The sequence below is a fragment of the Pseudomonas sp. TSO6 genome (assembly GCF_056098905.1).
In genome coordinates, this window is sequence record NZ_JBLZWV010000061.1 from 108,373 (window position 1) to 134,007 (window position 25,635).

The window sequence follows — 25,635 nt, forward strand, 5'->3', positions numbered from 1 at the left end:
TATAACGATTGCTTCACCGCTTGCTTGATGACTGCCCCGAACAAGATCTCCAAAAAGAGGGAACACCATGTCAGTGCACAAGACCGCATTGCTCGGCGCCATGACCGGTGCCGTGCTGGCCAGCGCCAGCCTGCAGGCTGCCGAACCGCCCAAGGCCCTGGGGCCTGGCGAGGGGCGCCTGGATATCGTTGCCTGGCCCGGCTATATCGAGCGCGGTGAAAGCGACAAGGCCTACGACTGGGTGACCGGCTTCGAAAAGGAAACCGGTTGCAAGGTCAGCGTGAAGACTGCCGCTACCTCCGACGAGATGGTCAGCCTGATGACCAAGGGCGGTTATGACTTGGTCACCGCCTCGGGCGATGCCTCGCTGCGACTGATCGCGGGCAAGCGCGTGCAGCCGATAAACACCGCCCTGATCCCCAACTGGAAGAACATCGACCCGCGCCTGCAGGACGGTGGCTGGTACGTGGTCGACAAGCAGGTGTACGGCACCCCGTATCAGTGGGGGCCGAACGTGTTGCTGTACAACACCAACACCTTCAAGCAGGCCCCTACCAGCTGGGGTGTGGTGTTCGAGCCGCAGAACCTGCCCGACGGCAAGCCGAACAAAGGCCGCGTGCAGGCCTACGACGGGCCGATCTACATAGCCGACGCGGCGCTGTACCTGAAGTCGACCAAGCCCGAACTGGGCATCAAGGACCCCTACGAGCTGAACGAGGAGCAATACAAGGCCGTGCTGGAACTGCTGCGCCAGCAGCAACCGCTGATCCACCGCTACTGGCATGACGCCACGGTGCAGATGAGCGACGTGAAGAACGAAGGCGTGGTCGCCTCCAGCTCCTGGGGCTACATGGTCAATGGCCTGAAGGCCGAGAACCAGCCGGTGGCCTCGACCATTCCCAAGGAAGGCGCAACCGGCTGGGCCGACACCACCATGCTGCACAGCGAGGCCAAGCACCCCAACTGCGCCTACAAGTGGATGGACTGGTCGCTGCAACCTAAGGTGCAGGGTGACGTAGCGGCCTGGTTCGGCTCGTTACCGGCGGTGCCGGCGGCGTGCACCGGCAGCGAGCTGCTGGGGGCCGAGGGGTGCAAGACCAACGGTTTCGACAATTTCGACAAGATTGCCTTCTGGAAAACCCCGCAGGCCCAAGGGGGCAAGTTCGTGCCGTATAGCCGCTGGACCCAGGATTACATTGCGATCATGGGTGGGCGCTAAAAGTTACTTGGCCTGCCCTGGCCCTATCGCCGGCTTCGAGCAACCCACCAGTGGTTCGATCCGCATCCACGGTGTCGAGGCAGCTGGCGTGCCGCCCTACCAGCGCGACGTCAACACCGTGTTCCAGGACTACGCGCTGTTCCCCCACATGAACGTGCTGGACAACATCGCCTACGGCCTGAAGGTAAAGGGTGTGGCCAAGGCCGAACGCCACAACCGCGCCGAAGAAGCATTGGCCATGGTGGCCCTGGCCGGCTATGGCGTGCGCAAGCCAGCGCAGCTGTCCGGCGGCCAGCGCCAGCGCGTGGCCCTGGCCCGCGCCCTGGTCAATCGGCCACGGGTATTGCTGCTGGATGAACCACTGGGCGCGCTGGACCTGAAGTTACGCGAACAGATGCAGGGCGAGCTGAAAAAGCTGCAGCGCCAACTGGGCATCACCTTCATCTTCGTCACCCACGACCAGACCGAGGCCCTGTCGATGTCCGACCGGGTCGCGGTGTTCAACCGCGGCCGTATCGAACAGGTCGACACCCCGCGCAACCTGTACATGAAACCCGCTACCACCTTCGTCGCCGAATTCGTCGGCACCTCCAACGTGGTGCGTGGCGAGCTGGCCATGCAGCTCAACGGCAGCCCGGCGCCCTTCTCCATCCGCCCCGAGCACATCCGCCTGGGCGAGCCGGTGGTGACCAGCCATGAAGTGCAGGTCAGCGGCTTGTTGCGCGATGTTCAGTACCAGGGCAGCGCCACACGCCTCGAGCTGCAACTGGAAAGCGGCCAGCTGTTGGCGGTGAGCCAGGCCAACGACCGCTGGCAAGCGCAGCCCCCAGTGTGGCAGCCCGGGCAACGGGTGCTGGCACATTGGCCCCGCGAGGCCATGACGGTGCTGCAGGAAACCGAGGCCCGCTGACATGAGCACACTGCGCAGCCTGTCCAACCTGCTGTACCGGCGCCCGAACCTGTACCTGGCACTGCTGCTGGCCCCCCCGCTGACATGGTTCGGCGCAATCTACCTGGGCTCGTTGCTGAACCTGCTGTGGCAAGGTTTCTACACTTTCGACGACTTCACCATGGCGGTGACCCCGGACCTGACCCTGGGCAACTTCGCCGCGCTGTTCAACCCGTCGAACTTCGACATCATCCTGCGCACCTTGGGCATGGCGGTGGCCGTGTCATTGGCCAGCGCGGTACTGGCCTTCCCCATCGCCTACTACATGGCGCGCTTCACCAGCGGCAAGACCAAGGCGTTTTTCTACATCGCGGTGATGATGCCGATGTGGGCCAGCTACATCGTCAAGACCTATGCCTGGACCCTGCTGCTGGCAAAGGGCGGCGTCGCCCAGTGGTTCGTCCAGCAGTTGCACCTGGATGGCCTGCTGCAGGCGGTGCTGGCCGTGCCGGGGGTGGGCGGCAGCACGCTGTCGACATCCCACCTGGGGCGCTTCATGGTGTTCGTGTACATCTGGTTGCCATTCATGATCCTGCCGATCCAGGCCTCGCTGGAGCGCCTGCCGCCTTCGCTGCTGCAAGCCTCGGCAGACCTTGGCGCACGGCCCGGGCAAACCTTCGTGCAGGTGATCCTGCCGCTTTCGATCCCAGGCATCGCCGCCGGCTCGATCTTCACCTTCTCGCTCACCCTGGGTGACTTCATCGTGCCGCAGCTGGTCGGCCCACCCGGTTACTTCATCGGCAGCATGGTCTATGCCCAGCAAGGGGCGATCGGCAACATGCCGATGGCCGCCGCGTTCACCCTGGTGCCCATCGTGCTGATTGCCGTGTACCTGTCCATCGTCAAGCGCCTGGGGGCCTTCGATGCACTCTGAAAAAGCTTCAACAGGGCTGCGACTGGCGGCTTGGGGCGGGCTGCTATTCCTGCACTTCCCGATCCTGATCATCTTCCTGTACGCCTTCAACACCGAAGACGCGGCGTTCAGCTTCCCGCCCAAGGGCTTTACCCTGAAGTGGATCGGTGTGGCTTTCGCCCGGCCCGATGTACTGGAGGCGATCAAGCTGTCGCTGCAGGTGGCCTGCCTGGCCACGCTGATTGCCCTGGTGCTGGGCACACTGGCGTCGGTCGCGTTGTATCGGCGCAGCTTCTTCGGCAAAGAGAGCATTTCGCTGATGCTGATCCTGCCTATCGCCCTGCCCGGCATCATCACCGGCATCGCCCTGCTCTCGGCCTTCAAGTCCCTGGGGATAGAGCCCGGGGTGTTCACCATCGTGATCGGTCACGCCACGTTCTGCGTGGTGATCGTCTACAACAACGTGATCGCCCGCCTGCGGCGCACCTCGCAGAGCCTGATTGAAGCGTCGATGGATTTGGGCGCCGATGGCTGGCAGACCTTCCGCTACATCATCCTGCCCAACCTTGGCTCGGCACTGCTGGCCGGTGGCATGCTGGCTTTTGCCCTGTCGTTCGATGAAATCATCGTCACCACCTTCACCGCCGGCCACGAACGCACCCTGCCGATCTGGCTGTTGAACCAGCTCAGCCGCCCGCGCGACGTGCCGGTGACCAACGTGGTCGCCATGCTGGTGATGTTGGTGACCATGCTGCCAATCCTTGGCGCCTACTACCTGACCCGTGGCGGCGAAAGCGTCGCGGGCAGTGGCAAATGACCCTGGAGGAGTCCCCGATGCAAACGCAGATGCTGATCAATGGCCAACTGGTCGCTGGCCAAGGCCCGGCCTGGACCGTGCTCAACCCGGCGCTGGGAACCGCCCTGGCACAGATCAACGAAGCCACCGAGGCCCAGGTGGACAGCGCCGTGCGCGCCGCCGACCAGGCCTTCGACAGCTGGTCGCAAACCAGCCCCAAGGACCGCTCGCAAACCTTGCTGGCGCTGGCGGATGCCATCGAAGTCCATGGCGATGAACTGGCCCGGCTGGAATCGCAGAACTGCGGCAAGCCCCTGAGCGCCGCGCTGAACGATGAAATCCCGGCGATTGCCGACGTGTTCCGCTATTTTGCCGGCGCGGCACGCTGCCTGGGCGGTTTAGCGGCGGGCGAGTACCTGCCCGGCCACACCTCGATGATCCGCCGCGACCCATTGGGCGTAGTTGCTTCCATCGCACCGTGGAACTATCCGCTGATGATGTTGGCGTGGAAGATCGCCCCGGCCCTGGCAGCCGGCAACACGGTGGTGATCAAACCCTCCGAACTGACCCCGCTGACCGCCTTGCGCCTGGGTGAACTGGCCCAGGATCTGCTGCCACCGGGCGTCCTCAACATTCTCTTTGGCCGCGGCCAGACCGTCGGCAACCCGCTGGTCAACCATCCCAAGGTGCGCATGGTGTCGCTGACAGGCTCCATACCCACTGGCGCGCACATCATCAGCGCCACCGCCGACAGCGTTAAACGCATGCACATGGAGCTGGGTGGCAAGGCCCCGGTGCTGGTGTTCGACGACGCCGACATCGACGCTGCCATCGACGGCATCCGCACTTTCGGCTTCTACAACGCAGGCCAGGACTGCACCGCAGCCTGCCGCCTGTACGTGCAGGACGGCATCTACGAGCGCTTTGTCGAGCGCCTGGGTGAAGCCGTAGCCAGCCTCAAGCCTGGGTTGCAGGAGGCTGAGGACACCGAGCTGGGGCCGCTGATCAGTGCCCAGCATCGCGACAAGGTCGCCGGGCTCGTGGAGCGGGCCATCGCTCAACCGCACATCCGCCTGGTGACGGGGGGCAAGGCAATTGATGGCGATGGTTTCTACTTCGAGCCGACCGTGCTGGCCGACGCGCTGCAGGACGACGAGATCGTACGCAACGAAGTGTTCGGCCCGGTGGTATCGGTCACCCGCTTCAATGACGAAGCCCAGGCGCTGGCATGGGCCAACGACTCCAACTACGGTCTGGCCTCATCGGTCTGGACCCGCGACACCGGCCGCGCCCATCGCCTGGCGGCGCGCTTGCAGTATGGCTGCACCTGGGTGAATACCCACTTCATGCTGGTCAGCGAAATGCCCCATGGCGGGCAGAAGCATTCGGGGTATGGGAAGGATATGTCGATGTATGGGCTGGAGGACTACACCTGTGTGCGGCATGTGATGATCAAGCATTGAGCAAAGCGTTGGAGTCTGTCGTTAGAGTTGTGGCGCCTACGAGATCGAGCGCCGCCCGCGCGGCGCATCGCGAGCGGCGCTCGCTCCTACGTTTGTTTCGGGCCATTGAGGCTAGTGCCAGTGCACGCGACAGCCTCTTTGGCCCGACGCGAGATCGAGGTGAACACCAATAGGGCCGTGCGCAAATCCCTCAGGAATAATTGGCCCGAAACAAATGTAGGAGCGAGCGCAGCTCGCGATGCGCCGCGTGGGCGGCGCTCGATTTCAGCCCTGCACAAAATTTTTGCCAATCACCCACAGGCCGGTACGCTAGTCGCGCAGATCGGACTCGTGAATCGGGTTGGCGCGGCTGGTCGCGCGCTGGTACTGCGCAGGCCAGGTGGCCTTGTTGCCGCCCAGGTCGTCGTCGGCGTGCAGTGGCCAGTACGGGTCGCGCAGCAGTTCGCGGGCGAGGAAGATAAGGTCGGCCTGGCCAGTGCGCAGGATGTGCTCGGCCTGGGCCGGTTCGGTGATCATGCCCACGGTGCCGGTGGCAATTTCCGATTCCTTGCGCACGCGTTCAGCGAAGCGGGTCTGGTAGCCGGGGCCGGTGGGGATCTCGGCGTTTACCGAGGTGCCCCCAGAGGATACATCGATCAGGTCCACGCCCAACCCTCGCAGGCGACGAGCCAGTTCGACGGTTTCATCCGGGTTCCAGCCGTCCTCCACCCAATCGGTTGCCGATACCCGCACCAACAGTGGCAACTCGGCAGGCCACAACTTGCGCACGGCCTCGACCACCTGCAGGGTCAGGCGGATGCGGTTTTCGAAACAACTGCCGTACTCGTCGCGGCGCTGGTTGCTTAACGGTGACAGGAACTGGTGCAACAGGTAGCCATGGGCAGCATGGATTTCCACCACCTTGAAACCGGCCTTCAAGGCGCGCTCGGTCGAGGCGACGAACGCCGCGATCACATCCTGGATCTCGTCCGGGGTCAGCTCATGTGGCGGTGTGTGTTGCGGGTCGAACGCGATCTTCGATGGGCCTACTGGCTGCCAGCCTCCCTCTTCAAGCTTCACACTGCCCTGTTTGCCCAGCCATGGGCGATAGGTACTGGCCTTGCGCCCGGCGTGCGCCAACTGTATGCCCGGCACGGCACCCTGGGCGGTGATGAAACGGGTGATGCGTTGCAGCGGCGCGATCTGGGCGTCGTCCCACAGCCCCAGGTCTTCGGCGGTGATGCGGCCATCGGCGGTAACTGCCACGGCTTCCGTGATCACCAGACCGGCGCCACCCACAGCACGGCTGCCCAAATGGACAAGGTGCCAGTCGTTGGCCAGGCCATCGATGGCGGAATACTGGCACATCGGCGATACCGCGATGCGGTTGGGCAAGGTCAGCTGACGCAGGGTGTAAGGCTCGAGCAGCAGGCTCATGAGGGCACCTCCCAAGGACTCCAATGGTGATCCGGCCCGGACACTCAATTGCACGTCCCTGGCCCAGGTCCGGTCATAACTTCAGACTAGACCAGAATGGGTGGGGGGGAGGTTCCACGGGATTTTGGGTGGGATGCGGGTGTCAGGCTCGAAAGTGATGTCGCCGGTGAGATCGAGCGCCGCCCGCGCGGCGCATCGCGACGCAAGGCCGCTCCCACATTTGTTGCAACGTGGCCATGTCTGTGAGGCCATGGTTGTCAGCCTTGGCGCATGACGCAAGGCTGGTGGAGCGATAACAGCGTCAGCGCACAGGCATCGTCAGACCAACAAGGCGCGCAACCATGGCCTTGCAGGTTTGGCACGTTGCAACAAATGTGGGAGCGGCCTTGCGTCGCGATGCGCCGCGCGGGCGGCGCTGGATTTCAGCCACACCAAACAAATCAAGGCGAGCCCAGCGAGCCCGTCAGCGCGGCTCCATGTGGGCAATCATCAACTGCACACTTTCGTTGCCACGAAACTCGTTCACATCCAGCTTGTACGCCAGTTCGACCCAGCGCACGGTCGGGTTCGGCCACACTTCGCGGTCGACGCCAAAGGCAATGCCATCCAGTCGCACCGAACCACACTCGCTCTTGAGCACCACCTTCAGGTGCCGCTCGCCCACCACGCGCTGCTCCACCAGCTGGAACACGCCGTGGAACAGCGGCTCGGGGAAATGCTGGCCCCAAGGCCCGGCATGGCGCAGGGCCTTGGCCAGGTCGAGGTGGAATTCCTCCACGGCCAGGCTGCCATCGGACAACAGCCGGCCTGTCAGGTCTTCCTCACGCAGCTGGCGCCGCACTTCTTCGTCGAACGCCTCGGCAAAGGCCGGGAAATTACCCTCAGGCAACGATAAGCCCGCAGCCATGGCGTGGCCGCCGAACTTGCTGATCAGTTGCGGGTGACGCGCCGCCACGGCATCCAGTGCATCGCGGATGTGGAAGCCTGGTACCGAGCGCGCCGAACCTTTGAGCATGCCCTCGCCGGCATCAGCGAACGCGATGGTTGGCCGGTGATAACGCTCCTTAAGGCGCGAAGCCAGAATACCGATCACACCCTGGTGCCAGTCGGCATCGAACAGGCACAGTCCATACGGCATCGACTCGACCGGCAGGTCCTTGAGCTGGGCCAGGGCCTCGCGCTGCATGCCCTGCTCGATGGACTTGCGGTCCTGGTTCAGGTCGTCCAGCTGCTGGGCCATGTCCTGGGCCAGTGCCGCGTCTTCGCACAGCAGGCATTCAATGCCCAGGCTCATGTCGTCCAGGCGACCGGCGGCGTTCAGCCGTGGGCCGAGGATGAAACCCAGGTCAGTCGAGGTGATGCGCCGGTGATCGCGGCGGGCCACTTCGAGAATCGCCTTCAGCCCTGGCCGGGCGCGGCCGGCGCGGATGCGCTCGAGGCCCTGGTGCACCAGGATGCGGTTGTTGGCATCCAGCGGCACCACGTCGGCGACGCTGCCTAGCGCGACCAGGTCGAGCAGTTCGCCGATGTTCGGCTGTGGTTGCGTCTCGTAGCGCCCCAGGCTGCGCAGGCGCGCGCGCAGGGCCATCAGCACATAGAAGATCACCCCTACACCGGCCAGCGCCTTGCTCGGGAACGTACAGCCCGGCTGGTTAGGGTTGATGATGGCGTCGGCATCGGGCAATTGCTGGCCCGGCAGATGGTGGTCGGTGACCAGTACCTTGAGGCCGGCGGCCTTGGCTGCCGCCACACCCTCGACGCTGGAAATGCCGTTGTCCACGGTGATCAGCAGTTGCGGCTGACGCTGCAGCGCCACCTCGACGATTTCCGGGGTCAGGCCATAGCCGTATTCGAAGCGGTTGGGCACCAGGTAATCGACGTGGGCTGCACCCATCAGGCGCAGGCCCAGCACCCCGACGGTGCTGGCGGTGGCGCCATCGGCATCGAAGTCGCCAACGATAAGAATGCGCTGGCGCTGGTCCAGCGCCTCGACCAGCAGGTCGACACCGGCCTCGATGCCCTTGAGTTGCTGGTAGGGCAGCAGGCGCGCCAGGCTTTTGTCCAGTTCGGCCTCGGACTGCACACCGCGCGCGGCGTACAGACGGGTCAGCAAGGGTGGCAGGTTACCCAGAAATGGCAGGGTCGGCGGCAGGGGGCGAGGTTCGATGCGCATGGGTCGCTTCAGCCACGCTCACCGAGCAGCCACTGCAGTTGCACTTCGTGCTGGCCACGGTCATCGGTCACGAACACCGTGCCTTCACTGATCATCACGTCCCACTTGATGCTACGGGGCATGTCGGTAGCCAGCGTCTCCAGCACCTCCTGAGGCACGGCAGCGATGTTCAGGTTTTTCAGGTTCTTGACCGCGCCCACCACCTTGCCTTCCCACACGCGCAGGCTGCCATAGGCCAGCAGGCTGGTACGTTCGGTACGGCGCGAGCACCAGGTCAGGCGGTCGGCGTCTGGCTGGCCCACTTCGATCCAGTGCAACACGCGATCGTCCAGGCTCTTTTCCCACAGTGCCGGCTCATCGACATCTGACAGACCGCGGCCAAACGACAAGTTCTCGTTGTACCAGAGCGCATACGCCAACAGACGAACCGCCATACGCTCTTCGGTTTCCGAAGGATGGCGAGCAATGGTCTGCTTGACGCTTTCGTAGACATTGCGATCAAGGTCGGTCAGATTCAATTCGAACTTGTAGGTGGTGGACGGCTGGGCCATGGTCGACGGGCTTCGTGCAAAAGAAAAGTGGCACAGTCTAACCCATCCGCTCCCTCCATGCGCCGCAGCAGTACCCGGCGAAACCGACGTGTGATAAAACCACGGCTCTGCCCAGCTGCCACGGATGCCCCATGTCGATGCCCAGCAAACCCCTCGCCGGCCTCAAAGTTGTCGAACTCGGCACCCTGATTGCCGGGCCGTTCGCCTCGCGCATCTGCGCCGAATTCGGCGCCGAGGTGATCAAGGTCGAATCCCCCGATGGCGGCGACCCGTTGCGCAAGTGGCGCAAGCTGTACGAGGGCACTTCGCTGTGGTGGTTCGTGCAGGCGCGCAACAAGCAATCGCTCACCCTCAACCTCAAGCACCCCGAAGGCCTCGAGATTCTGAAGCGCCTGCTGGCCGACGCCGACATCCTGATCGAGAACTTCCGCCCGGGCGTGCTGGAAAAACTCGGCCTGGGTTGGGATGTGCTGCATGCCCTTAACCCGCGCCTGGTGATGGTGCGCCTCTCGGGCTTTGGCCAGACCGGGCCGATGAAAGACCAACCGGGCTTCGGCGCGGTGGGCGAGTCGATGGGCGGTTTGCGCTACATCACCGGCTTCGACGACCGCCCGCCGGTACGCACGGGCATTTCCATCGGCGACTCGATCGCCGCGCTGTGGGGGGTGATCGGTGCGTTGATGGCGCTGCGCCACCGCGAGGTCAATGGCGGCCAGGGCCAGGTGGTGGACGTGGCGCTGTACGAGGCGATCTTCGCCATGATGGAAAGCATGGTCCCGGAGTTCGATGTGTTCGGTTTTATCCGCGAGCGCACCGGCAACATCATGCCGGGTATCACCCCCTCCTCCATCCATACCAGCGCCGACGGCAAGCACGTGCAGATCGGCGCCAACGGCGATGCGATCTTCAAGCGCTTCATGCAGGCCATCGGCCGTGCCGACCTCGCAAATGACCCGACCCTGGCCAGCAACGATGGCCGCGACCTGCGCCGTGACGAGCTGTACGGGGTGATCGACCGCTGGGCCAACAGCCTGCCTCTTGAGCAACTGATGCAGGTGCTGACCACGGCCGAAGTACCGGCCAGCCGTATCTATTCGGCCGAGGACATGTTCAATGACCCGCAGTACCTGGCGCGGGAAATGTTCCTGCAGGCCAAGCTGCCGGACGGCAAGCCGTTCCGCATGCCGGGCATCGTGCCGAAGCTGTCGGATACGCCTGGCTCCGCCGAATGGGTCGGCCCGGCGCTGGGCGAACACACCGAGGCATTGCTCACCCGCCTGGGCTACGACGCAGCGGCCATTGCCGGCCTGCGCGAAGCCGGCGCGGTCTGACGCCTGGCGCCGCCCTCGCCCATGCGCGCTACCCGCGGGCTACGCCACCTGATCCTGCTGTGCGGGCTACTGCCCGCATTGCTGCTACAGCCTGTCAGTGCCAAGGAACGCATCTTCTGGCTGGTGCGTGACCTGCCGCCGTTCACCATTTTTGCAGGCCCGGAAAAAGGCCAAGGGGTGATCGACCAGTTGTTGCCGCTGCTGATCGGGCAGATGCCCGAATACGACCACAGCATTGTGCGGGTCAACCGCGCCCGTGGCATCCAGATGCTGCAAGACCGCAACAGCTTCACCTGCGACCCTACCCTGCTATGGACCCCGGAACGGGCCGAATATGTGCGCTTTTCCATGCCATCGCTGGGCGTGCTCAGCGGTGGCCTGGTACTGCGCAAGGAAAACCAGGCGCTGGCGGTGCCCTACCTCGACGGTCAGCAGGTAGACCTGCATGGCCTGCTGAGCAACGACTCGCTGAAGCTGGGGATTGTTGCAGAACGCAGCTACGGCACCCAGATCGACGCCATCCTGCGCCAGTTGCCCGACAGCGTGCTCAGCCGCCACTACGGCAACGATGCCACCGCCAACCTGCTACAGATGCAACAGCTGGGGCGCCTGCGCATGGTGCTCGGCTACTGGCCGGAAGTGCGCTATCTGATTCAGCAGCAAGGGGGGGCACTGGCGGATTACCAGTTTCATCCGGTGCAGGGGGTAGAGCGCTACCAGTTTCTGCATGTGGGTTGCACGGACAGCCCTCTGGGGCGCGAAGCGATCACGCATATCGATCGGCTGTTACCTGCACTGCGCCGGGATGTTTTGCCGGCGTTGTATGCGCGTTGGCTGGATCCGGCGTTACAGGAAGACTATCTGGAAGACAGCAAACGCTTCTTTGAAGGCCAATAAGCCAACCGACATACACGGTCGCTGTAGGAGCAGCCTTGTGCTGCGAAGAGGCCCTCATGACAAACGACATTCTCAAGCTGCACTGGCCCTTTCGCAGCACAAGGCTGCTCCTACAGGGAAATGAGCCTGCGCAGAAAAAAGAAACCCCGGACGCTGGGGAGGACGCCCGGGGCCAAGCGAAAGTCCTTGGGGACTTCCCGAGGCAGCCTTGCCAGCACCGGAGCAAAGCACTGGCTGGCTACCCTTACACTGTCTGATACACCACTCAGGCAAAGGTTCCCTGGGGTTGCTGACGCTGCTGCAGCGCCGCGATCACACAAGGCTGCAACCGCCCTTCGGCAATCTGCAAGTCACGGTGCAGGCCATCCACCAGATCGATCAACAGGCGTTGCTCCTGCAACTGACGCTCGCTCACTTTGCGCCGCAGGGTAATGCCGGCAACGGGGTCCTGAAGGGTCAATTGGCGATCACCGCTGGCATCGGCGATGCCAAGCTGGGCCTGATAGGGAGTCAGGGCTTCGTTGAGCAGTTTGCAGATTCTTTCCATCCGGTTCACTCGCTGCGTGGTGGGATATAAAGGAACTGACCAACAGGCGCAGCGCAAAGTTCGTCTTGCCGCGGCTGTTTCATTGAGCATGCGGGGCAGACATGACAGTTTGAATACGCCGCCACGGGCGCACCTGCAGCGCTTGCAGGGCACATTGCAGGCGTGTCATCGAAAGCGGCCAGGGGAGTTCGGCGAGTACCCAAAGCCCCCGCTTTCTTGCCTCCTGGGCAAGGTTGTGGTGCTTGGGGGTAGCCTGGCCGACGAACAGCAACGCTCGTGATCGATGCTGCCGAGCGAGCAAAGAAAGGCCGGCCCGGGTTGGCATGGCGTGGTCGAGAATCAGCAGGTCAGGGCGACGTTCAGCGGCCAGGCAAGCGTCCAGGTCGCTGACGTTTGCGCTGATGCGCACGTTGAACATGCCTTGGGCGTTAAGGGCCTGGTGCAGGAGGATCTGGTGGGACGGGCGAGCCTGGTGGATCAACACGTAGGGCTGGTACATATGCCGCTCCTGGTGGGAGGACCGGCTAATTTAGGCTTGGGGCTGGACGGGTCGAATAGGAAATTTCTGAAGGATCAAAGGAAAAGGCTTACATGTGGGGCCGCTTTGCGGCCCCACATGGCAACGCGCTTACAACGGTTTGCCGCGGTTACCGTGCTGGCTGACAAAGCCCTGCACTGCTTTCAGGTCATTGGCCAGCACCGTGCAACGCTCTTCACGGCTGAACAGGTCACTGAGGTGCGCCGGCAGCTCCAGCGCCTTGCCTACACCCGCCTTTTCCACCGCTTCCGGGAACTTGACCGGGTGCGCGGTACCCAGCACCACCATTGGCGTGTCCAGGCTACGACGGCACTCGCGGGCAGCCTTGACGCCAATCGCGGTGTGCGGGTCCAGCACTTCACCGGTGGCAGCGAAGACTTCGGCAATGGTCTCGCAGGTCTGCTCGTCGCTGACGGCCAGCGAGTCGAACAGTTTGCGGGCTTCGGTCCAGCGGCCTTGCTCGACGCTGAAGCCGCCACCTTGCTTGAAGTTGTCCATCAGCTCGGCAATGGAGGCGCCGTTGCGGCCGTGCAGGTCGAACAGCAGGCGCTCGAAGTTGGACGAGACCATGATGTCCATCGACGGCGACAGGGTCGCGTGCAGGGTGTCCTTGACGTACTGGTTGCCGCTCATGAAGCGGTGCAGGATGTCGTTGCGGTTGGTGGCGACGATCAGCTGGCTGATCGGCAGGCCCATGTTGCGCGCCAGGTAACCGGCGAAGATGTCGCCGAAGTTGCCGGTTGGTACCGAGAACGCCACCGAACGTGCCGGGCCGCCCAGCTGCAGGGCTGCGTGGAAGTAGTAGACGATCTGGGCCATGATGCGCGCCCAGTTGATCGAGTTGACTGCCACCAGGCGGGTGCCCTTGAGGAACGACTGGTCGGCGAAGCTGGCCTTGACCATTTCCTGGCAGTCGTCGAAGTTGCCTTCGATGGCGATGTTGTGGATGTTGTCCCCGAAGATGGTGGTCATCTGGCGGCGCTGCACTTCCGACACGCGCTGGTGCGGGTGCAGGATGAAGATGTCGACGTTGTCGCAACGGCGGCATCCTTCGATGGCGGCGGAACCGGTGTCACCGCTGGTGGCACCAATGATCACCACGCGCTCGTTGCGCTTGGCCAGCACGTGGTCGAGCAGGCGGCCGAGCAGTTGCAGGGCGAAGTCCTTGAACGCCAAGGTCGGGCCGTGGAACAGCTCCAGCACCCACTCGTTGCTGTTCAGCTGACGCAGCGGGGCGACCGCAGCGTGGGCGAACTCGCCGTAGGTTTCTTCGAGGATCTTCTTGAAATCGGCGTCGGCGATGCTGCCTTCAACGAACGGGCGCATCACGCGGAAAGCCAGCTCGTGGTATGGCAGGCCAGCCCAGGAAGCGATTTCTTCCTGGGTGAAGCGTGGCAGGTTTTCTGGCACGTACAGGCCGCCGTCACTGGCCAGGCCAGCCAGCAGCACGTCTTCGAAATTCAGGGCCGGTGCCTGGCCGCGGGTACTGATATAGCGCATGGGTGCAAACCTTCGATGCTGGGGCCGGGGCCGCGCTGGCGGCCCAACGGCAATAATTTTGTCAGTTGAGCTGTTCGACGCGGATACGCACGACCTTGCCGATCACGTCCTGCAGGGCTTCCAGGGCGACGATGGCGTCGTTGATGCTCTGTTCGACCACTCCATGGGTCAGGAGGATCATCGGCACCAGGCCGTCCTGCTCCTCGGCTTCCTTCTGCATGATCGACTCGATGTTGATGCCACGCTCCGACAGGATGCTGGCCACCTGGGCCAGTACGCCCGGGTGATCCTTGGCCTGGATGCGCAGGTAGTAGGCGCTTTCGCAGGCTTCGATCGGCAGGATCGGGTGGGCCGACAGCGAGTCTGGCTGGAAGGCCAGGTGCGGTACGCGGTTTTCCGGGTCGGAGGTCATGGCACGGACCACGTCGACCAGGTCGCCCACCACCGACGAAGCAGTAGGCTCCATGCCGGCGCCCGCACCGTAGTACAGGGTGGAACCGGCGGCGTCACCGTTGACCATGACAGCGTTCATCACGCCGTTGACGTTGGCGATCAGGCGGTCGGCCGGGATCAGCGTCGGGTGCACGCGCAGCTCGATGCCTTCGGCGGTGCGACGCGCCACGCCCAGGTGCTTGATGCGGTAGCCCAGGGCCTCGGCATAGTTCACGTCAGCAGTGGTCAGCTGGGTAATGCCTTCGGTGTAGGCCTTGTCGAACTGCAGCGGAATGCCAAAAGCGATCGACGCCAGGATGGTCAGCTTGTGCGCGGCGTCGATACCCTCGACGTCGAAGGTCGGGTCGGCTTCGGCGTAACCCAGCGCCTGGGCTTCGGCCAGCACGTCCGGGAAGGCACGGCCCTTCTCACGCATTTCGGTGAGGATGAAGTTGCCGGTGCCGTTGATGATGCCGGCCAGCCAGTTGATGCGGTTGGCCGACAGGCCTTCGCGGATGGCCTTGATCACCGGGATGCCGCCCGCCACGGCCGCTTCGAAGGCGACGATCACGCCCTTCTCGCGGGCCTTGGCAAAGATTTCGTTACCGTGCACGGCAATCAGCGCCTTGTTGGCGGTGACCACGTGCTTGCCGTTTTCGATGGCCTTGAGCACCAGGTCGCGGGCGATGGTGTAGCCACCGATCAGCTCGATGACAATGTCGATCTCCGGGTTGCTCGCAACTTCGAACACGTCAGCGGTAATGGGGGTACCGGTAATCTGGCAGTTCGGGTTCTGCGAGCGCATGGCGATCTGTGCCACTTCAATACCGCGCCCGGCACGGCGGGCAATCTCCTCGGCGTTGCGCTGAAGTACATTGAAGGTTCCGCCACCGACGGTCCCCAACCCACAGATGCCTACTTTGACCGGTTTCACTGTGAACTCCCCATTGAACGGCCGACACCTTCGCCGACCGTGAAACATGCCGTCACCCCATGACGACGGCGTACTGAATTGGATTACTTGGCAAGTGCCAGCTTGGCGACTTGCGGTGCCGGCTGGTAGCCCGGAATGACCTGGCCGCTTTCAAGGACGATGGCCGGCGTGCCATTGACGCCGATCGACTGCCCCAACTGGAACTGCTTGCCGACCGGGTTGGCGCACTTGGCGGCCTTGATCTCTTCACCTTCGACCATCTTGTCCATCGCCCCACGGCGATCGCTGGAGCACCACACAGCCTGCAACTGCTGGTCACCCGGCGAGCCCAGCCCCTGGCGCGGGAAGGCGACATAGCGCACTTCGATACCGCGACGGTTCAGCTCGGGCACTTCGGCGTGCAGCTTGTGGCAATACGGGCAGGTGGTGTCGGTGAACACGGTGATGTGCGACTTGGTCTCGCCCTTGGCAGGATAAACCACCATCTCGGCCGCTGGAATGCCGTTGATGAGCTTGGCGACGCCCATACGCTCGGTTTTCTCGGTGAGGTTGACCGGCTTGCCGTCCTGGATCTGGAACAGGTAGCCCTGCATCACGAACTGGCCGTCGGCGCTGGCGTACAGCACGCGGCCGCCCTGCAGCTTGACTTCATACAGGCCGTTCAGCGGGCTGCTGGCCACGCTTTCGACGGGCACTTCCAGCTCGAGGTTCTGCAGCGATTTGCGGATGGCCTGCTCGGCGACGGCGTTGCTATCGGTTGCCGCGGCAACAGCGAAGGTACTGGCCAGCGCCAACGCGGCGGCGGCGAAAAACTGGGTCACGCGCATGGGAACTCCTGAAGGCGGACAGGGACCGGAGGGCGCCACCTGCGGAAAAGACGCGGTGGCCGTGCGGCCCTTGGTGCAAACCGCCCAAGCCTACCACATCACACCACCGGTGAAGGGCCTTGCAAGGACCAGTCGGCGGAACATGAAAAACATTCATCCACGCGGGTGGTGCTGCGCGTGCAACTGCTGCAGGCGGGCCTTGGCAACGTGGGTGTAGATCTGGGTGGTCGAAAGGTCGCTGTGACCAAGCAGCATCTGCACCACGCGCAGGTCGGCGCCATGGTTGAGCAGGTGGGTGGCGAACGCGTGGCGCAGCGTGTGCGGCGACAGCGATTTGTCGATACCTGCCACCCGGGCATGGTGCTTGATGCGGTGCCAGAAGGTCTGGCGGGTCATCTGCTCGCCGCGCTGGCTGGGGAACAGCACATCGCTGGGGCGGCCATTGAGCAACTCGGCACGGCCATTGCGCTGGTAGCGTTCCAGCCACACCACTGCCTCCTCGCCCATGGGCACCAGGCGCTCCTTGCTGCCCTTGCCCATCACCCGCAGCACACCCTGGCGCAGGTTGACCTGGTCGAGGGTCAGGCTGACCAGCTCGGTGACGCGCAGGCCGCACGCATAGAGCACTTCGAGCATGGCGCGGTCGCGCTGGCCGATGGCTTCGCCCAGGTCCGGGGCCTGCAGCAAGGCTTCAACGTCGGCTTCGGACAACGACTTGGGCAGCGGCTTGCCCAGTTGCGGCATGTCGACCTGCAGGGTCGGGTCTACCGCCACCAGCTTTTCCCGCAGCAGATAGCGGAAGAAACCGCGCAGGCCGGACAGGAAGCGCGCCGTGGAGCGTGGCTTGTAGCCCTGATCGAGGCGCCAGGCCAGGTGGTCGAGGATCAGGTCACGGCCAGCGTCGGGCAGGGAAACCGAATGTTCCTGCAACCAGCCGTTGAACAATGCCAGATCGCTGCGGTAGGACACGCGGGTGTTGTCGGACAGGCCTTTTTCAAGCCACAGGGCGTCGAGAAACTGGTCGATCAGGGGGTGGTCTAGGGCGGGCATTCGGGGCTGCTGGATGTTGGACGTTGGCCTAGTGTTTCACAGCAGCTGACAGGTTGTCTGTACTGGCCTCTTCGCGGCTAAAGCCGCTCCCACAGGGTTCCCCACAGGATCAGGAATTGTTTACCCCTGTGGGAGCGGCTTTAGCCGCGAAAGGGCCGCCGCAGGAAAAGCTCAGGCCTGGGGCAAAACGGGGACCGGGCGCTTGTCCTCGTCGATGGCGACAAAGCTGAACACCCCGTGAATCGCCCGCTCGCGGCCGTCCAGGTACATGTTCTCGACAAATACGTCCACCTGCACCTGCAGGCTGGTATTGCCGACCTTGATTACCGAGCCCACCAATTCGACGATCGAGCCCGCCGGGATCGGGTGCTTGAAGTCGATGCGGTCAGTGGACACGGTCACCAGCGGCAGGCGACAGAAGCGCGTGGCGGCAATGAACGACACTTCGTCCATCCAGGCCAGGGCGGTGCCGCCGAACAGGGTGTTGTGGTGGTTGGTGGTGTTGGGGAACACCGCCTTGGTCACGCGGGTCACCGACAACTCGGTGCGGCGCTGGATTTCCTGGTCTCGGGTAGTCATGGCAATCACATCTTCGGGGGTTCAAAACGCAAAAAAGCAGCCCGAAGGCTGCTTTTTTCTCGCTAGGCGGCCTTGGCCACCGGGCAAACTGTCCTCAGGACAGTTTTTCCTTGATGCGAGCGGCTTTGCCGGACAGGTCGCGCAGGTAGTACAGCTTGGCTTTACGCACGTCACCACGACGTTTCACGGCCAGGCTGTCGATTTGCGGGCTGTAGGTCTGGAAGGTACGCTCAACACCAACGCCGCTCGAGATCTTGCGCACGGTGAAGGCGCTGTTCAGACCACGGTTACGCTTGGCGATAACAACGCCTTCGAAAGCCTGCAGACGGGAACGCTCACCTTCCTTCACTTTAACCTGAACGACAACGGTGTCGCCTGGTGCGAAGGTCGGGATTTCCTTGCTCATCTGCTCTGCTTCGAGCTGCTGGATGATTTTGTTAGTCATGCTGTGCTCCTAAGGTGGACAAACGTGATCCACCATCGATACGTTAACTATCGTTCCGCTCGCGGAGGTATTCCTCGAGCAGCTTTTTCTCTTCTCCAGAAAGTGAGCGACTTTCCAGAAGATCGGCGCGTCGTTCGAAGGTCCTACCAAGGGACTGCTTCATCCGCCATCGCCGGATATGTGCATGGTTGCCACTTAGCAACACGTCGGGAACACGCTGATCCGCATACACCTCAGGTCGGGTGTAGTGCGGGCAATCCAGCAAGCCATCGGTGAAGGAATCTTCCTCCGCCGAGCCTACATGCCCTAAAGCTCCGGGCAGCAGCCGCGTAACCGCATCGATCAGTACCATGGCCGGTAGCTCACCACCGGAAAGCACATAGTCGCCAATCGACCACTCTTCATCGACATAAGCATCAATAAAACGCTCGTCAATGCCTTCATAACGGCCGGCGATCAGGATCAAAGATTCCTGTTCGGCCAAGCCTTTGACCGCTTGCTGATCCAGCTTGCGGCCTTGTGGCGAAAGGTAGATTACCTTTGCCGTTGCTCCGGTCGCTTGCCTGGCACTGGCCAGCGCATCTTCCAGAGGCTTGATCTTCATCACCATCCCCGGACCACCGCCAAAAGGCCGATCATCCACCGTGTGGTGGCGATCACTGGTGTAGTCCCGCGGATTCCAGCAAGTGACTTGCAACAAGCCCTGCTTCACCGCGCGGCTGGTAATGCCGTACTCCGTAATGGCCGAGAACATCTCGGGGAACAACGTGATGACTTCTACGCGAAGGTTACCCATCAGTTAGAAATCCGCGTCCCATTCGACCCGCATCACACCGGCTTCAAGGTCGACTGCCAGCACACATTGCGCCGTATAGGGCAACAAGCGCTCACGGTCATCCAGGCTGCCTGCGCAAGGCTTGACCACCATTACATCGTTCGCGCCGGTCTCCAACAGGTGATCAACCGTGCCGAACAGCTGTTCGTCCTGGTTGATGACTTTCAGACCGACCAACTGGTACCAGTAGTACTCGTCGTCCGTCAGGTTGGGCAAAAGGCTGCGCGAGATGCAAATCTCGTAACCGCTCAGAAGACGCGCTTCGTCACGATCGTCGAGCCCTTTGAGCTTGGCGACCAGCTCCTTTTTATTGGAACGGCCACTGACCAGCTCAACCTGCTTGACCGACCCTTCGCGCCGAAGCGTCCAGTTACGGTAATCCAACAGGTTTTCAATCGGATCGGTAAAGGAATACACCTTCACCTCGCCGCGAACGCCGTGAACCGAAAAAATCTTGCCAACGACGATGAGGTCGTCAGCCTTTTCTGGCGTCGCGTTCATACGGTTCAGGCAGCAGCCTTGGCCGCTTCCTTCAGCAGCTGAGCAACACGCTCAGACGGCTGTGCGCCGATGCTCAGCCAGTGAGCAACGCGGTCTTGTTTAACGGACAGACGAACTTCCTGACCACGAGCGATAGGGTTGAAGAAGCCAACCTGTTCGATGTGGGAGCCGTCACGCGGGTTACGCGAGTCGGTTACGGTCAGTTGGTAAAACGGGCGCTTTTTGGAGCCGCCACGGGCAAGACGAATGGTAAGCATTGAACATCGTTCCTGTAGTCGGTGCTGCAAATCATGATGCACAGCGGGCACACGGGTGCCCGAAAGGCCGCACATTCTCAAGGAATATACGGACATTTGCAAATGCCTTTTTACTTCAAATAAAACGGCCAGCCTGCTGATCTGCTATTAAGCCGCCTCATCATAGGGGCGGCGGTGTTCCCGCCGAAGCGGGTTCCGGTCAGCGGCGGGGTTGCCGCCACTGACCTGAATCTGTTTACAGCTTGGGCATGCCGCCGCCGGGCATCATGCCGCCAAGGCCGCGCATCATCTTGGCCATGCCGCCTTTGGCAGAAAATTTCTTCATCATCTTCTGCATTTGCTTGTGCTGCTTGATCAGCCGGCCGATGTCCTGCACCTGGGTGCCGGAGCCAAGGGCGATACGGCGCTTGCGCGAACCGCTGATCAGGTCAGGGTCGCGGCGCTCCGCCGGGGTCATGGAGTTGATGATCGCTTCCATCTGCTTGAACTGCTTCTCGGCCGCGCCCTGGGCATTGCCCATCTGCGACAGGTTGACCCCGCCGATGCTCGGCAGCTTGTCCATCAGGCCGCCCAGGCCGCCCATGTTCTTCATCTGTTGCAGCTGGTCGCGGAAGTCTTCGAGGTCGAAGCCCTTGCCCTTCTTCAGCTTCTTGGCCAGCTTGTCGGCCTTGGCCTTGTCGATGGTCTGCTCGGCCTGCTCGATCAGGCTGAGCACGTCGCCCATGCCGAGGATGCGCGAAGCGACGCGGTCGGGGTGGAACGGCTCGAGGGCCTCGGTCTTCTCACCCATACCGATGAACTTGATCGGCTTGCCGGTGATGGCACGTACCGACAGTGCAGCACCGCCACGGGCGTCACCGTCAACCTTGGTGAGCACCACGCCGGTCAGCGGCAGGGCCTCGCCAAAGGCCTTGGCAGTGTTGGCGGCGTCCTGGCCGGTCATGGCGTCGACCACGAACAGGGTCTCGATCGGCTTGACCGCAGCGTGCAGCGCCTTGATCTCGTCCATCATGTCGGCGTCGATGTGCAAACGGCCGGCGGTGTCGACGATGACCACATCGATGAACTTCAGCTTGGCTTCGCGGATGGCCGCTTCGGCAATGGCCACCGGTTTCTGGCTGATGTCGGACGGGAAGAACGTGACGCCGATGTCGTTGGCCAGGGTTTCCAGCTGCTTGATCGCCGCCGGGCGGTAGACGTCGGCGGATACCACCATCACGGTCTTTTTCTTGCGCTCTTTAAGGAAGCGCGCCAGCTTGCCGGCGGTGGTGGTCTTACCCGCACCCTGCAGGCCGGCCATCAGTACCACGGCAGGCGGTGCGGCATTTAGCGCGAGGTCTTCGTTGGCCGCGCCCATCAGGCTTTCCAGCTCGGCCTGGACGATCTTCACGAACGCCTGGCCCGGGGTCAGGCTGCGCGACACTTCGGTGCCGACCGCACGTTCCTTGACGCTATTGACGAAATCCTTGACCACCGGCAGGGCAACGTCGGCCTCGAGCAGGGCCATGCGCACTTCGCGCAGCGTGTCCTTGATGTTGTCTTCGGTCAGCTTGGCCTTGCCGGTGACATGGCGCAGCGTCTGTGACAGGCGGTCGGTCAGGTTTTCGAACATGGTGATCCTTTCAGGCCCAGTAAAAGCCGAGGTTTGTCAGGCACCCTGGGGGAAATACACACCCGCCGGGCACAGCAAGGCGGCGATTATAGCGAAGTGCGGCGGCGGCGCACACCTTGGGAGATATTCGGTGGCTGCACTGCCCCCTTCGCGGGCACGCTCGCTCCCACAGGATTTCAACCCTGTTGCGGACCTGCGCATTACCTGTGGGAGCGGGCGAGCCCGCGAATGCCCTGACGCAAGCCTTCAGTCTTCCTTGATCAGCGGAATCTATGCCAAACTCCGTCTCTTTAAGGCTCGCCAACCAGGACTTATGGTCTCCTCTCCCAGCCTCATCCCCAACCTGATCGCTGCCGGCCTATATATAGCGGCGGCCATCTACCAGGGCTCGCACCTGGCCCAGGGCCGCAAGTCCGACAAGCGCCTGCTCGCCCTGCTGGGTACCTTCGCGGTGCTCGCCCAGGCCGGTGCGCTGTACTTCCAGCTGATCACCCCGCTGGGCCTGAGCCTGGACTTCTTCAGCGCCGCCAGCCTGATCGCCGTGGCCGTCATCGGCCTGACCCTGCTGGCCTGCCTGCGCATACCGGTCGAAAACCTGCTGGTGCTGCTGTTCCCGCTGGGCGCGGTGACGGCGCTGCTGGCGCAGTTCGCGCCGCCTGGCACTGTGCCGCTGATCAACGAAGAGCCGGGCATCCTCGCGCATATCCTGCTGTCGATCCTGGCGTACGGGCTGTTCACCATCGCGGTGTTCCAGTCGCTGCTGCTGCTGCTGCAGGACCACCAGCTGAAGAACAAGCACCCCTCCGGGCTGATCCGCAACTTCCCGCCCTTGCAAACCATGGAAAGCCTGCTGTTCGGCTTCCTCTGGGCCGGCTGGTGCCTGCTGTCGCTGTCGCTGATCTCCGGCTGGCTGTTCCTCGACAACCTGTTCGCCCAGCACCTGGTACACAAGACCTTGCTGGCCTGTGTCGCCTGGGTGGTGTTCAGCGTACTGCTGTGGGGCCGCACCCGCCTGGGCTGGCGTGGCCACAAGGCCATCCGCTGGACGCTGGCCGGTTTCTGCCTGCTGATGCTGGCCTATTTCGGCAGCAAGCTGGTTCGCGAATTCATCCTGCATATCTGACGGCCGCTCATGGACACACTGCCGTACGCACCGCTATTCGGCACCCTGGCACTGGCGCTGTTGTGGTCGGCGCTGTTCACCACGGTGGATGCCGCCCGCCTACAGCTCAATGGCACGCTGCGCCCCCACGAGGACGGCCAGCCCGTGCTCCCGGCCCAGGCCTTGGTGCTGTGCGCCAGCCTGGGCAAGCTGCTGGTGTTGGGCCTGGCCTGCCTGGTCGGCCAGCGCCATAGCGGCGAGCACGGCTTTTGGCTGGCAGGGCTGGCCGCCACCCTCACCCTGCTGGTGTTTGCCGAATACCTGCCGCGGCGCCTGGCCCGGCGCAACCCGCAGGCATGCGTCAACCTGGGTACCAGCCTGCTGAAAGTGCCCCTCGCCCTGCTGCAGCCAGTGGCCTGCCTGCTGGACGGTTTCGCCAAGCTGCTCCTGCGCCCGTTCCGCGTGCAACCTACGGCCGTGGCCCTGCACCCTCAGGAAGCCGACGACTTTGACGAAGACGAGGAGCACGAAACACCCCGCCACGGCCTGCTCGACGGCCTGCAGTCGCTGGACAAGGTCACCGTCAACGACATCCTGGTACCACGCAACGAAGTGGACGGCATCAACCTCGACGAGCCGATCGGGCGCATCATCGAGCAGTTGATCATCAGCCGCCACACCCGCCTGCCGGTCTACCACAACGACATCAACCAGGTTGAAGCAATCCTCAACACCAAGCTGATCAGCCACCTGCTGCCCAAGGCCGACCTGACCCTGGAGGCGCTGCACAGCGCCTGCTACGAACCCTATTTCGTGCCAGAAAGCACGCCCCTGCAAATGCAGTTGCTGAACTTCCACAAGCAGCAGCGCCGGCTGGGTGTGGTAGTGGACGAGTACGGCGAGGTACAGGGCATCGTCACCCTGGAAGACATCCTCGAAGAGATCGTTGGCGAGTTCGAGGACGAACAGAGCCTGGAAAACCCCCACGTACACCCGCAGCCCGATGGCACCTTCGTCATCGACGGCAACGCTTCGCTGCGCGAAATCAACCGCACCCTGGGCTGGCACCTGCCCTGCGACGGCGGGCCGAAAACCCTCAACGGGCTGGTTACCGAAGCACTGGAAAGCATCCCGGAAAGTGCCGTTTGCCTGAAGATCGGCCGCTATCGCCTGGAAATCCTCGAAACAGAGGACAATTGTGCCAGTAAGGTACTGGTGTGGACCGTGACCCGATAGCTATACTCGGGTCACGCTTACCCAGCCCCGCCGTCACGCCTGCTACCCGCACCCGGCGTTCCACGGCCAGTCCGCTCCACTGACACGCCCCGCGGTCCTGCTTCAACACCCCGAACAGTGCCCGCCCCGCCCCTATCCCCCCTGGGCTATCGTCAGTCGAGCGCACACAACAACAAAACGCTCCGGCGCCCGCGCAACCGTGCCTGCCCTTTTGCTCAGCACACCGCGCGGGCCATGCCCATGGAGCCGGACCAGACTGTCAGGGACCTACTTAATGACAAGCAGCACCTACGCCGAAGCGCCTGCCGCGCCGGTCAACTCGCCCGCGCGGGTAGCCACTGCCAGCTTCATCGGCACCGCCATCGAGTTCTACGACTTCTACGTGTACGCCACTGCTGCTGCCTTGGTGATCGGCCCGGTATTCTTCCCATCCGGGTCGGGCACCGCGCAAATGCTGGCGGCCTTCCTCACCTTCGGCATCGCCTTCCTCGCCCGCCCGCTGGGTTCTGCGTTGTTCGGTCACTTTGGCGACCGTATCGGCCGCAAATCGACCCTGGTTGCCTCGCTGCTGCTGATGGGTGTCTCCACCACAGCCATCGGCGTATTGCCGGGCTATGACAGCATTGGCGTGTGGGCACCGATCATCCTGTGCCTGCTGCGCTTTGGCCAAGGCCTGGGCCTGGGCGGTGAATGGGGTGGCGCGGCGCTGCTGGCCACCGAGAACGCCCCCGAAGGCAAGCGCGCCTGGTTCGGTATGTTCCCCCAGTTGGGCCCTTCGATCGGCTTTTTGGCCGCCAACGGCCTGTTCCTGACCCTGGCCCTGACGCTCAGCGACGAGCAGTTCCGTGAATGGGGCTGGCGTATTCCGTTCCTGCTCAGTGCGGCGCTGGTGCTGGTGGGCCTGTATGTGCGCCTGAAACTTGAAGAAAGCCCGGTCTTCGCCAAGGCTGTCGCCCGCCACGAGCGGGTGAAAATGCCAGTGGTCGAGCTGTTTTCCAGCTACTGGCTGCCCACCCTGCTGGGCGCTGCGGCGATGGTTGTGTGCTACGCGCTGTTCTATATCTCCACAGTGTTCTCGCTGAGCTACGGCGTGACCACGTTGGGCTACAGCCGCGAGACGTTCCTGGGCCTGCTGTGCTTCGCGGTGGTGTTCATGGCCCTGGCGACGCCGCTGTCGGCCTGGCTCAGCGACCGTTACGGGCGCAAGCCGGTGCTGATCGTCGGCGGCCTGCTGGCCGTAGCTTCGGGCTTTGCCATGGAGCCACTGCTGACTTCGGGATCGACGACAGGTGTGGCGCTGTTCCTGGCCATCGAGCTGTTCCTGATGGGTGTGACCTTTGCGCCGATGGGGGCACTGCTGCCCGAGTTGTTCCCGACTCACGTGCGTTATACCGGGGCTTCGGCGGCGTATAACCTGGGCGGGATTGTCGGGGCCTCTGCGGCACCGTTCTTTGCCCAGAAGCTGGTGAGCATGGGCGGGTTGAGCTGGGTGGGGGGCTATGTGTCGGCTGCGGCGGTGATCAGCCTGATTGCGGTGCTGTGCCTGAAAGAGACCCGTAATACCGAGCTGTAAGCAATGGGGGCCGCGTTGC

24 protein-coding genes and 1 pseudogene are annotated in these 25,635 nt (G+C 63.1%); 10 read left to right on the forward strand and 15 right to left on the reverse strand.

From position 1 onward, the window contains the following. The first annotated feature begins 67 nt into the window (after window positions 1-67). The 5 genes and pseudogenes from ydcS (at window position 68) to ACN6NG_RS23750 (ending at window position 5,280) form a co-directional block, all read left to right on the forward strand. Complete coding sequence (ydcS, locus tag ACN6NG_RS23730; RefSeq protein ID WP_063426521.1) at window positions 68-1,219, forward strand: putative ABC transporter substrate-binding protein YdcS; 1,152 nt, start codon at window positions 68-70, stop codon at window positions 1,217-1,219. A gap of 13 nt (window positions 1,220-1,232) precedes the next feature. Then, window positions 1,233-2,129 (forward strand): annotated as a pseudogene (locus ACN6NG_RS23735) (ABC transporter ATP-binding protein); the annotation flags it as partial. Window position 2,130: 1 nt separating this feature from the next. After that, on the forward strand, window positions 2,131-3,042 hold the full coding sequence (locus ACN6NG_RS23740) for an ABC transporter permease (RefSeq protein WP_059394631.1): 912 nt from the start codon (window positions 2,131-2,133) through the stop codon (window positions 3,040-3,042). Continuing rightward, window positions 3,032-3,838 carry an ABC transporter permease gene (locus ACN6NG_RS23745; RefSeq protein WP_063426516.1) on the forward strand — a complete coding sequence of 269 codons (807 nt, stop codon included), beginning with the start codon at window positions 3,032-3,034 and terminating at the stop codon, window positions 3,836-3,838. Before ACN6NG_RS23740 ends, ACN6NG_RS23745 begins: the two co-directional genes overlap by 11 nt. Before the next feature lie 17 nt (window positions 3,839-3,855). Beyond that, a complete protein-coding gene (locus ACN6NG_RS23750) occupies window positions 3,856-5,280 on the forward strand; it encodes a gamma-aminobutyraldehyde dehydrogenase (protein WP_474316537.1) in 1,425 nt (474 codons plus the stop codon). A gap of 309 nt (window positions 5,281-5,589) precedes the next feature. On the opposite strand, the gene ACN6NG_RS23755 is transcribed toward ACN6NG_RS23750, so the two are convergent. The 3 genes from ACN6NG_RS23755 to ACN6NG_RS23765 all read right to left on the reverse strand — a co-directional run bounded on the left by ACN6NG_RS23755 (window position 5,590) and on the right by ACN6NG_RS23765 (window position 9,420). After that, a complete protein-coding gene (locus ACN6NG_RS23755) occupies window positions 5,590-6,696 on the reverse strand; it encodes an NADH:flavin oxidoreductase/NADH oxidase (RefSeq protein WP_063426512.1) in 1,107 nt (368 codons plus the stop codon). Window positions 6,697-7,159: 463 nt separating this feature from the next. After that, a complete protein-coding gene (gene recJ / locus ACN6NG_RS23760) occupies window positions 7,160-8,869 on the reverse strand; it encodes a single-stranded-DNA-specific exonuclease RecJ (RefSeq protein ID WP_474316539.1) in 1,710 nt (569 codons plus the stop codon). Window positions 8,870-8,877: 8 nt separating this feature from the next. Continuing rightward, complete coding sequence (locus tag ACN6NG_RS23765) at window positions 8,878-9,420, reverse strand: YaeQ family protein (RefSeq protein WP_016485154.1); 543 nt, start codon at window positions 9,418-9,420, stop codon at window positions 8,878-8,880. Window positions 9,421-9,551: 131 nt separating this feature from the next. Here ACN6NG_RS23765 and ACN6NG_RS23770 point away from each other — a divergent pair, with 131 nt between their 5' ends. Together ACN6NG_RS23770 and ACN6NG_RS23775 are read left to right on the forward strand one after the other, a co-directional pair. Continuing rightward, window positions 9,552-10,751, forward strand: a complete 1,200-nt coding sequence (locus ACN6NG_RS23770) for a CaiB/BaiF CoA transferase family protein (protein WP_474316542.1) — start codon at window positions 9,552-9,554, stop codon at window positions 10,749-10,751. A gap of 21 nt (window positions 10,752-10,772) precedes the next feature. After that, a complete protein-coding gene (locus ACN6NG_RS23775; RefSeq protein ID WP_474316544.1) occupies window positions 10,773-11,648 on the forward strand; it encodes a TIGR02285 family protein in 876 nt (291 codons plus the stop codon). A gap of 265 nt (window positions 11,649-11,913) precedes the next feature. Here ACN6NG_RS23775 and ACN6NG_RS23780 read toward each other — a convergent pair whose 3' ends face one another. From ACN6NG_RS23780 to ffh, 12 genes are all read right to left on the reverse strand, one after another. After that, window positions 11,914-12,195 carry a DUF3509 domain-containing protein gene (locus ACN6NG_RS23780; RefSeq protein WP_474316547.1) on the reverse strand — a complete coding sequence of 94 codons (282 nt, stop codon included), beginning with the start codon at window positions 12,193-12,195 and terminating at the stop codon, window positions 11,914-11,916. 79 nt (window positions 12,196-12,274) lie between these two features. Further along, window positions 12,275-12,694 (reverse strand): ANTAR domain-containing protein, encoded by a 420-nt coding sequence (locus ACN6NG_RS23785; RefSeq protein WP_474316549.1) that lies wholly within the window; start codon window positions 12,692-12,694, stop codon window positions 12,275-12,277. Window positions 12,695-12,823: 129 nt separating this feature from the next. Then, a complete protein-coding gene (gene thrC / locus ACN6NG_RS23790; protein ID WP_016501224.1) occupies window positions 12,824-14,233 on the reverse strand; it encodes a threonine synthase in 1,410 nt (469 codons plus the stop codon). 61 nt (window positions 14,234-14,294) lie between these two features. Further along, window positions 14,295-15,599: a homoserine dehydrogenase gene (locus ACN6NG_RS23795; protein WP_016501225.1), complete on the reverse strand. Its 1,305-nt coding sequence runs from the start codon at window positions 15,597-15,599 to the stop codon at window positions 14,295-14,297. A gap of 83 nt (window positions 15,600-15,682) precedes the next feature. Beyond that, window positions 15,683-16,426 carry a thioredoxin fold domain-containing protein gene (locus ACN6NG_RS23800; RefSeq protein WP_016501226.1) on the reverse strand — a complete coding sequence of 248 codons (744 nt, stop codon included), beginning with the start codon at window positions 16,424-16,426 and terminating at the stop codon, window positions 15,683-15,685. A gap of 153 nt (window positions 16,427-16,579) precedes the next feature. Beyond that, window positions 16,580-17,476, reverse strand: coding sequence for a site-specific tyrosine recombinase XerD (xerD, locus tag ACN6NG_RS23805; protein WP_016501227.1), 897 nt, complete (start codon window positions 17,474-17,476; stop codon window positions 16,580-16,582). A gap of 171 nt (window positions 17,477-17,647) precedes the next feature. Then, entirely contained in the window at window positions 17,648-18,055 is a 408-nt protein-coding gene (locus ACN6NG_RS23810) for an acyl-CoA thioesterase (protein ID WP_019470347.1), read from the reverse strand. Window positions 18,056-18,149: 94 nt separating this feature from the next. Next, entirely contained in the window at window positions 18,150-18,500 is a 351-nt protein-coding gene (gene rplS, locus ACN6NG_RS23815; RefSeq protein ID WP_003252148.1) for a 50S ribosomal protein L19, read from the reverse strand. 43 nt (window positions 18,501-18,543) lie between these two features. Beyond that, on the reverse strand, window positions 18,544-19,296 hold the full coding sequence (trmD, locus tag ACN6NG_RS23820) for a tRNA (guanosine(37)-N1)-methyltransferase TrmD (RefSeq protein ID WP_049275611.1): 753 nt from the start codon (window positions 19,294-19,296) through the stop codon (window positions 18,544-18,546). A gap of 3 nt (window positions 19,297-19,299) precedes the next feature. Next, window positions 19,300-19,836, reverse strand: coding sequence for a ribosome maturation factor RimM (rimM, locus tag ACN6NG_RS23825; protein ID WP_016501231.1), 537 nt, complete (start codon window positions 19,834-19,836; stop codon window positions 19,300-19,302). A 5-nt stretch (window positions 19,837-19,841) separates the two neighbouring features. Continuing rightward, window positions 19,842-20,093, reverse strand: coding sequence for a 30S ribosomal protein S16 (gene rpsP, locus ACN6NG_RS23830; RefSeq protein WP_016501232.1), 252 nt, complete (start codon window positions 20,091-20,093; stop codon window positions 19,842-19,844). Window positions 20,094-20,328: 235 nt separating this feature from the next. After that, on the reverse strand, window positions 20,329-21,705 hold the full coding sequence (gene ffh, locus ACN6NG_RS23835; protein ID WP_016501233.1) for a signal recognition particle protein: 1,377 nt from the start codon (window positions 21,703-21,705) through the stop codon (window positions 20,329-20,331). Between the two features lie 313 nt (window positions 21,706-22,018). Here ffh and ACN6NG_RS23840 point away from each other — a divergent pair, with 313 nt between their 5' ends. The 3 genes from ACN6NG_RS23840 to ACN6NG_RS23850 all read left to right on the forward strand — a co-directional run bounded on the left by ACN6NG_RS23840 (window position 22,019) and on the right by ACN6NG_RS23850 (window position 25,616). Then, window positions 22,019-22,828: a cytochrome C assembly family protein gene (locus ACN6NG_RS23840; RefSeq protein WP_063426497.1), complete on the forward strand. Its 810-nt coding sequence runs from the start codon at window positions 22,019-22,021 to the stop codon at window positions 22,826-22,828. 9 nt (window positions 22,829-22,837) lie between these two features. Beyond that, entirely contained in the window at window positions 22,838-24,043 is a 1,206-nt protein-coding gene (locus tag ACN6NG_RS23845; RefSeq protein WP_063426495.1) for a transporter associated domain-containing protein, read from the forward strand. Between the two features lie 274 nt (window positions 24,044-24,317). Continuing rightward, window positions 24,318-25,616 (forward strand): MFS transporter, encoded by a 1,299-nt coding sequence (locus tag ACN6NG_RS23850; protein ID WP_016501236.1) that lies wholly within the window; start codon window positions 24,318-24,320, stop codon window positions 25,614-25,616. The last annotated feature ends 19 nt before the right edge of the window (window positions 25,617-25,635 follow it).

What these genes read in the sequence shown, in the direction of transcription:
- ACN6NG_RS23810 (WP_019470347.1), bottom strand. Translation starts at nt 18,055, where the DNA reads ATGACTACCCGAGACCAGGAAATCCAGCGCCGCACCGAGTTGTCGGTG.
- ACN6NG_RS23850 (WP_016501236.1), top strand. Translation starts at nt 24,318, where the DNA reads ATGACAAGCAGCACCTACGCCGAAGCGCCTGCCGCGCCGGTCAACTCG.
- rplS (WP_003252148.1), bottom strand. Translation starts at nt 18,500, where the DNA reads ATGACTAACAAAATCATCCAGCAGCTCGAAGCAGAGCAGATGAGCAAG.
- ACN6NG_RS23740 (WP_059394631.1), top strand. Translation starts at nt 2,131, where the DNA reads ATGAGCACACTGCGCAGCCTGTCCAACCTGCTGTACCGGCGCCCGAAC.
- rimM (WP_016501231.1), bottom strand. Translation starts at nt 19,836, where the DNA reads ATGAACGCGACGCCAGAAAAGGCTGACGACCTCATCGTCGTTGGCAAG.
- ACN6NG_RS23765 (WP_016485154.1), bottom strand. Translation starts at nt 9,420, where the DNA reads ATGGCCCAGCCGTCCACCACCTACAAGTTCGAATTGAATCTGACCGAC.
- ACN6NG_RS23745 (WP_063426516.1), top strand. Translation starts at nt 3,032, where the DNA reads ATGCACTCTGAAAAAGCTTCAACAGGGCTGCGACTGGCGGCTTGGGGC.
- ACN6NG_RS23785 (WP_474316549.1), bottom strand. Translation starts at nt 12,694, where the DNA reads ATGTACCAGCCCTACGTGTTGATCCACCAGGCTCGCCCGTCCCACCAG.
- ACN6NG_RS23750 (WP_474316537.1), top strand. Translation starts at nt 3,856, where the DNA reads ATGCAAACGCAGATGCTGATCAATGGCCAACTGGTCGCTGGCCAAGGC.
- ACN6NG_RS23780 (WP_474316547.1), bottom strand. Translation starts at nt 12,195, where the DNA reads ATGGAAAGAATCTGCAAACTGCTCAACGAAGCCCTGACTCCCTATCAG.
- ACN6NG_RS23840 (WP_063426497.1), top strand. Translation starts at nt 22,019, where the DNA reads ATGGTCTCCTCTCCCAGCCTCATCCCCAACCTGATCGCTGCCGGCCTA.
- ACN6NG_RS23845 (WP_063426495.1), top strand. Translation starts at nt 22,838, where the DNA reads ATGGACACACTGCCGTACGCACCGCTATTCGGCACCCTGGCACTGGCG.
- ffh (WP_016501233.1), bottom strand. Translation starts at nt 21,705, where the DNA reads ATGTTCGAAAACCTGACCGACCGCCTGTCACAGACGCTGCGCCATGTC.
- ydcS (WP_063426521.1), top strand. Translation starts at nt 68, where the DNA reads ATGTCAGTGCACAAGACCGCATTGCTCGGCGCCATGACCGGTGCCGTG.
- ACN6NG_RS23800 (WP_016501226.1), bottom strand. Translation starts at nt 16,426, where the DNA reads ATGCGCGTGACCCAGTTTTTCGCCGCCGCCGCGTTGGCGCTGGCCAGT.
- rpsP (WP_016501232.1), bottom strand. Translation starts at nt 20,093, where the DNA reads ATGCTTACCATTCGTCTTGCCCGTGGCGGCTCCAAAAAGCGCCCGTTT.
- ACN6NG_RS23770 (WP_474316542.1), top strand. Translation starts at nt 9,552, where the DNA reads ATGTCGATGCCCAGCAAACCCCTCGCCGGCCTCAAAGTTGTCGAACTC.
- trmD (WP_049275611.1), bottom strand. Translation starts at nt 19,296, where the DNA reads ATGGGTAACCTTCGCGTAGAAGTCATCACGTTGTTCCCCGAGATGTTC.
- ACN6NG_RS23775 (WP_474316544.1), top strand. Translation starts at nt 10,773, where the DNA reads ATGCGCGCTACCCGCGGGCTACGCCACCTGATCCTGCTGTGCGGGCTA.
- xerD (WP_016501227.1), bottom strand. Translation starts at nt 17,476, where the DNA reads ATGCCCGCCCTAGACCACCCCCTGATCGACCAGTTTCTCGACGCCCTG.
- ACN6NG_RS23755 (WP_063426512.1), bottom strand. Translation starts at nt 6,696, where the DNA reads ATGAGCCTGCTGCTCGAGCCTTACACCCTGCGTCAGCTGACCTTGCCC.
- recJ (WP_474316539.1), bottom strand. Translation starts at nt 8,869, where the DNA reads ATGCGCATCGAACCTCGCCCCCTGCCGCCGACCCTGCCATTTCTGGGT.
- thrC (WP_016501224.1), bottom strand. Translation starts at nt 14,233, where the DNA reads ATGCGCTATATCAGTACCCGCGGCCAGGCACCGGCCCTGAATTTCGAA.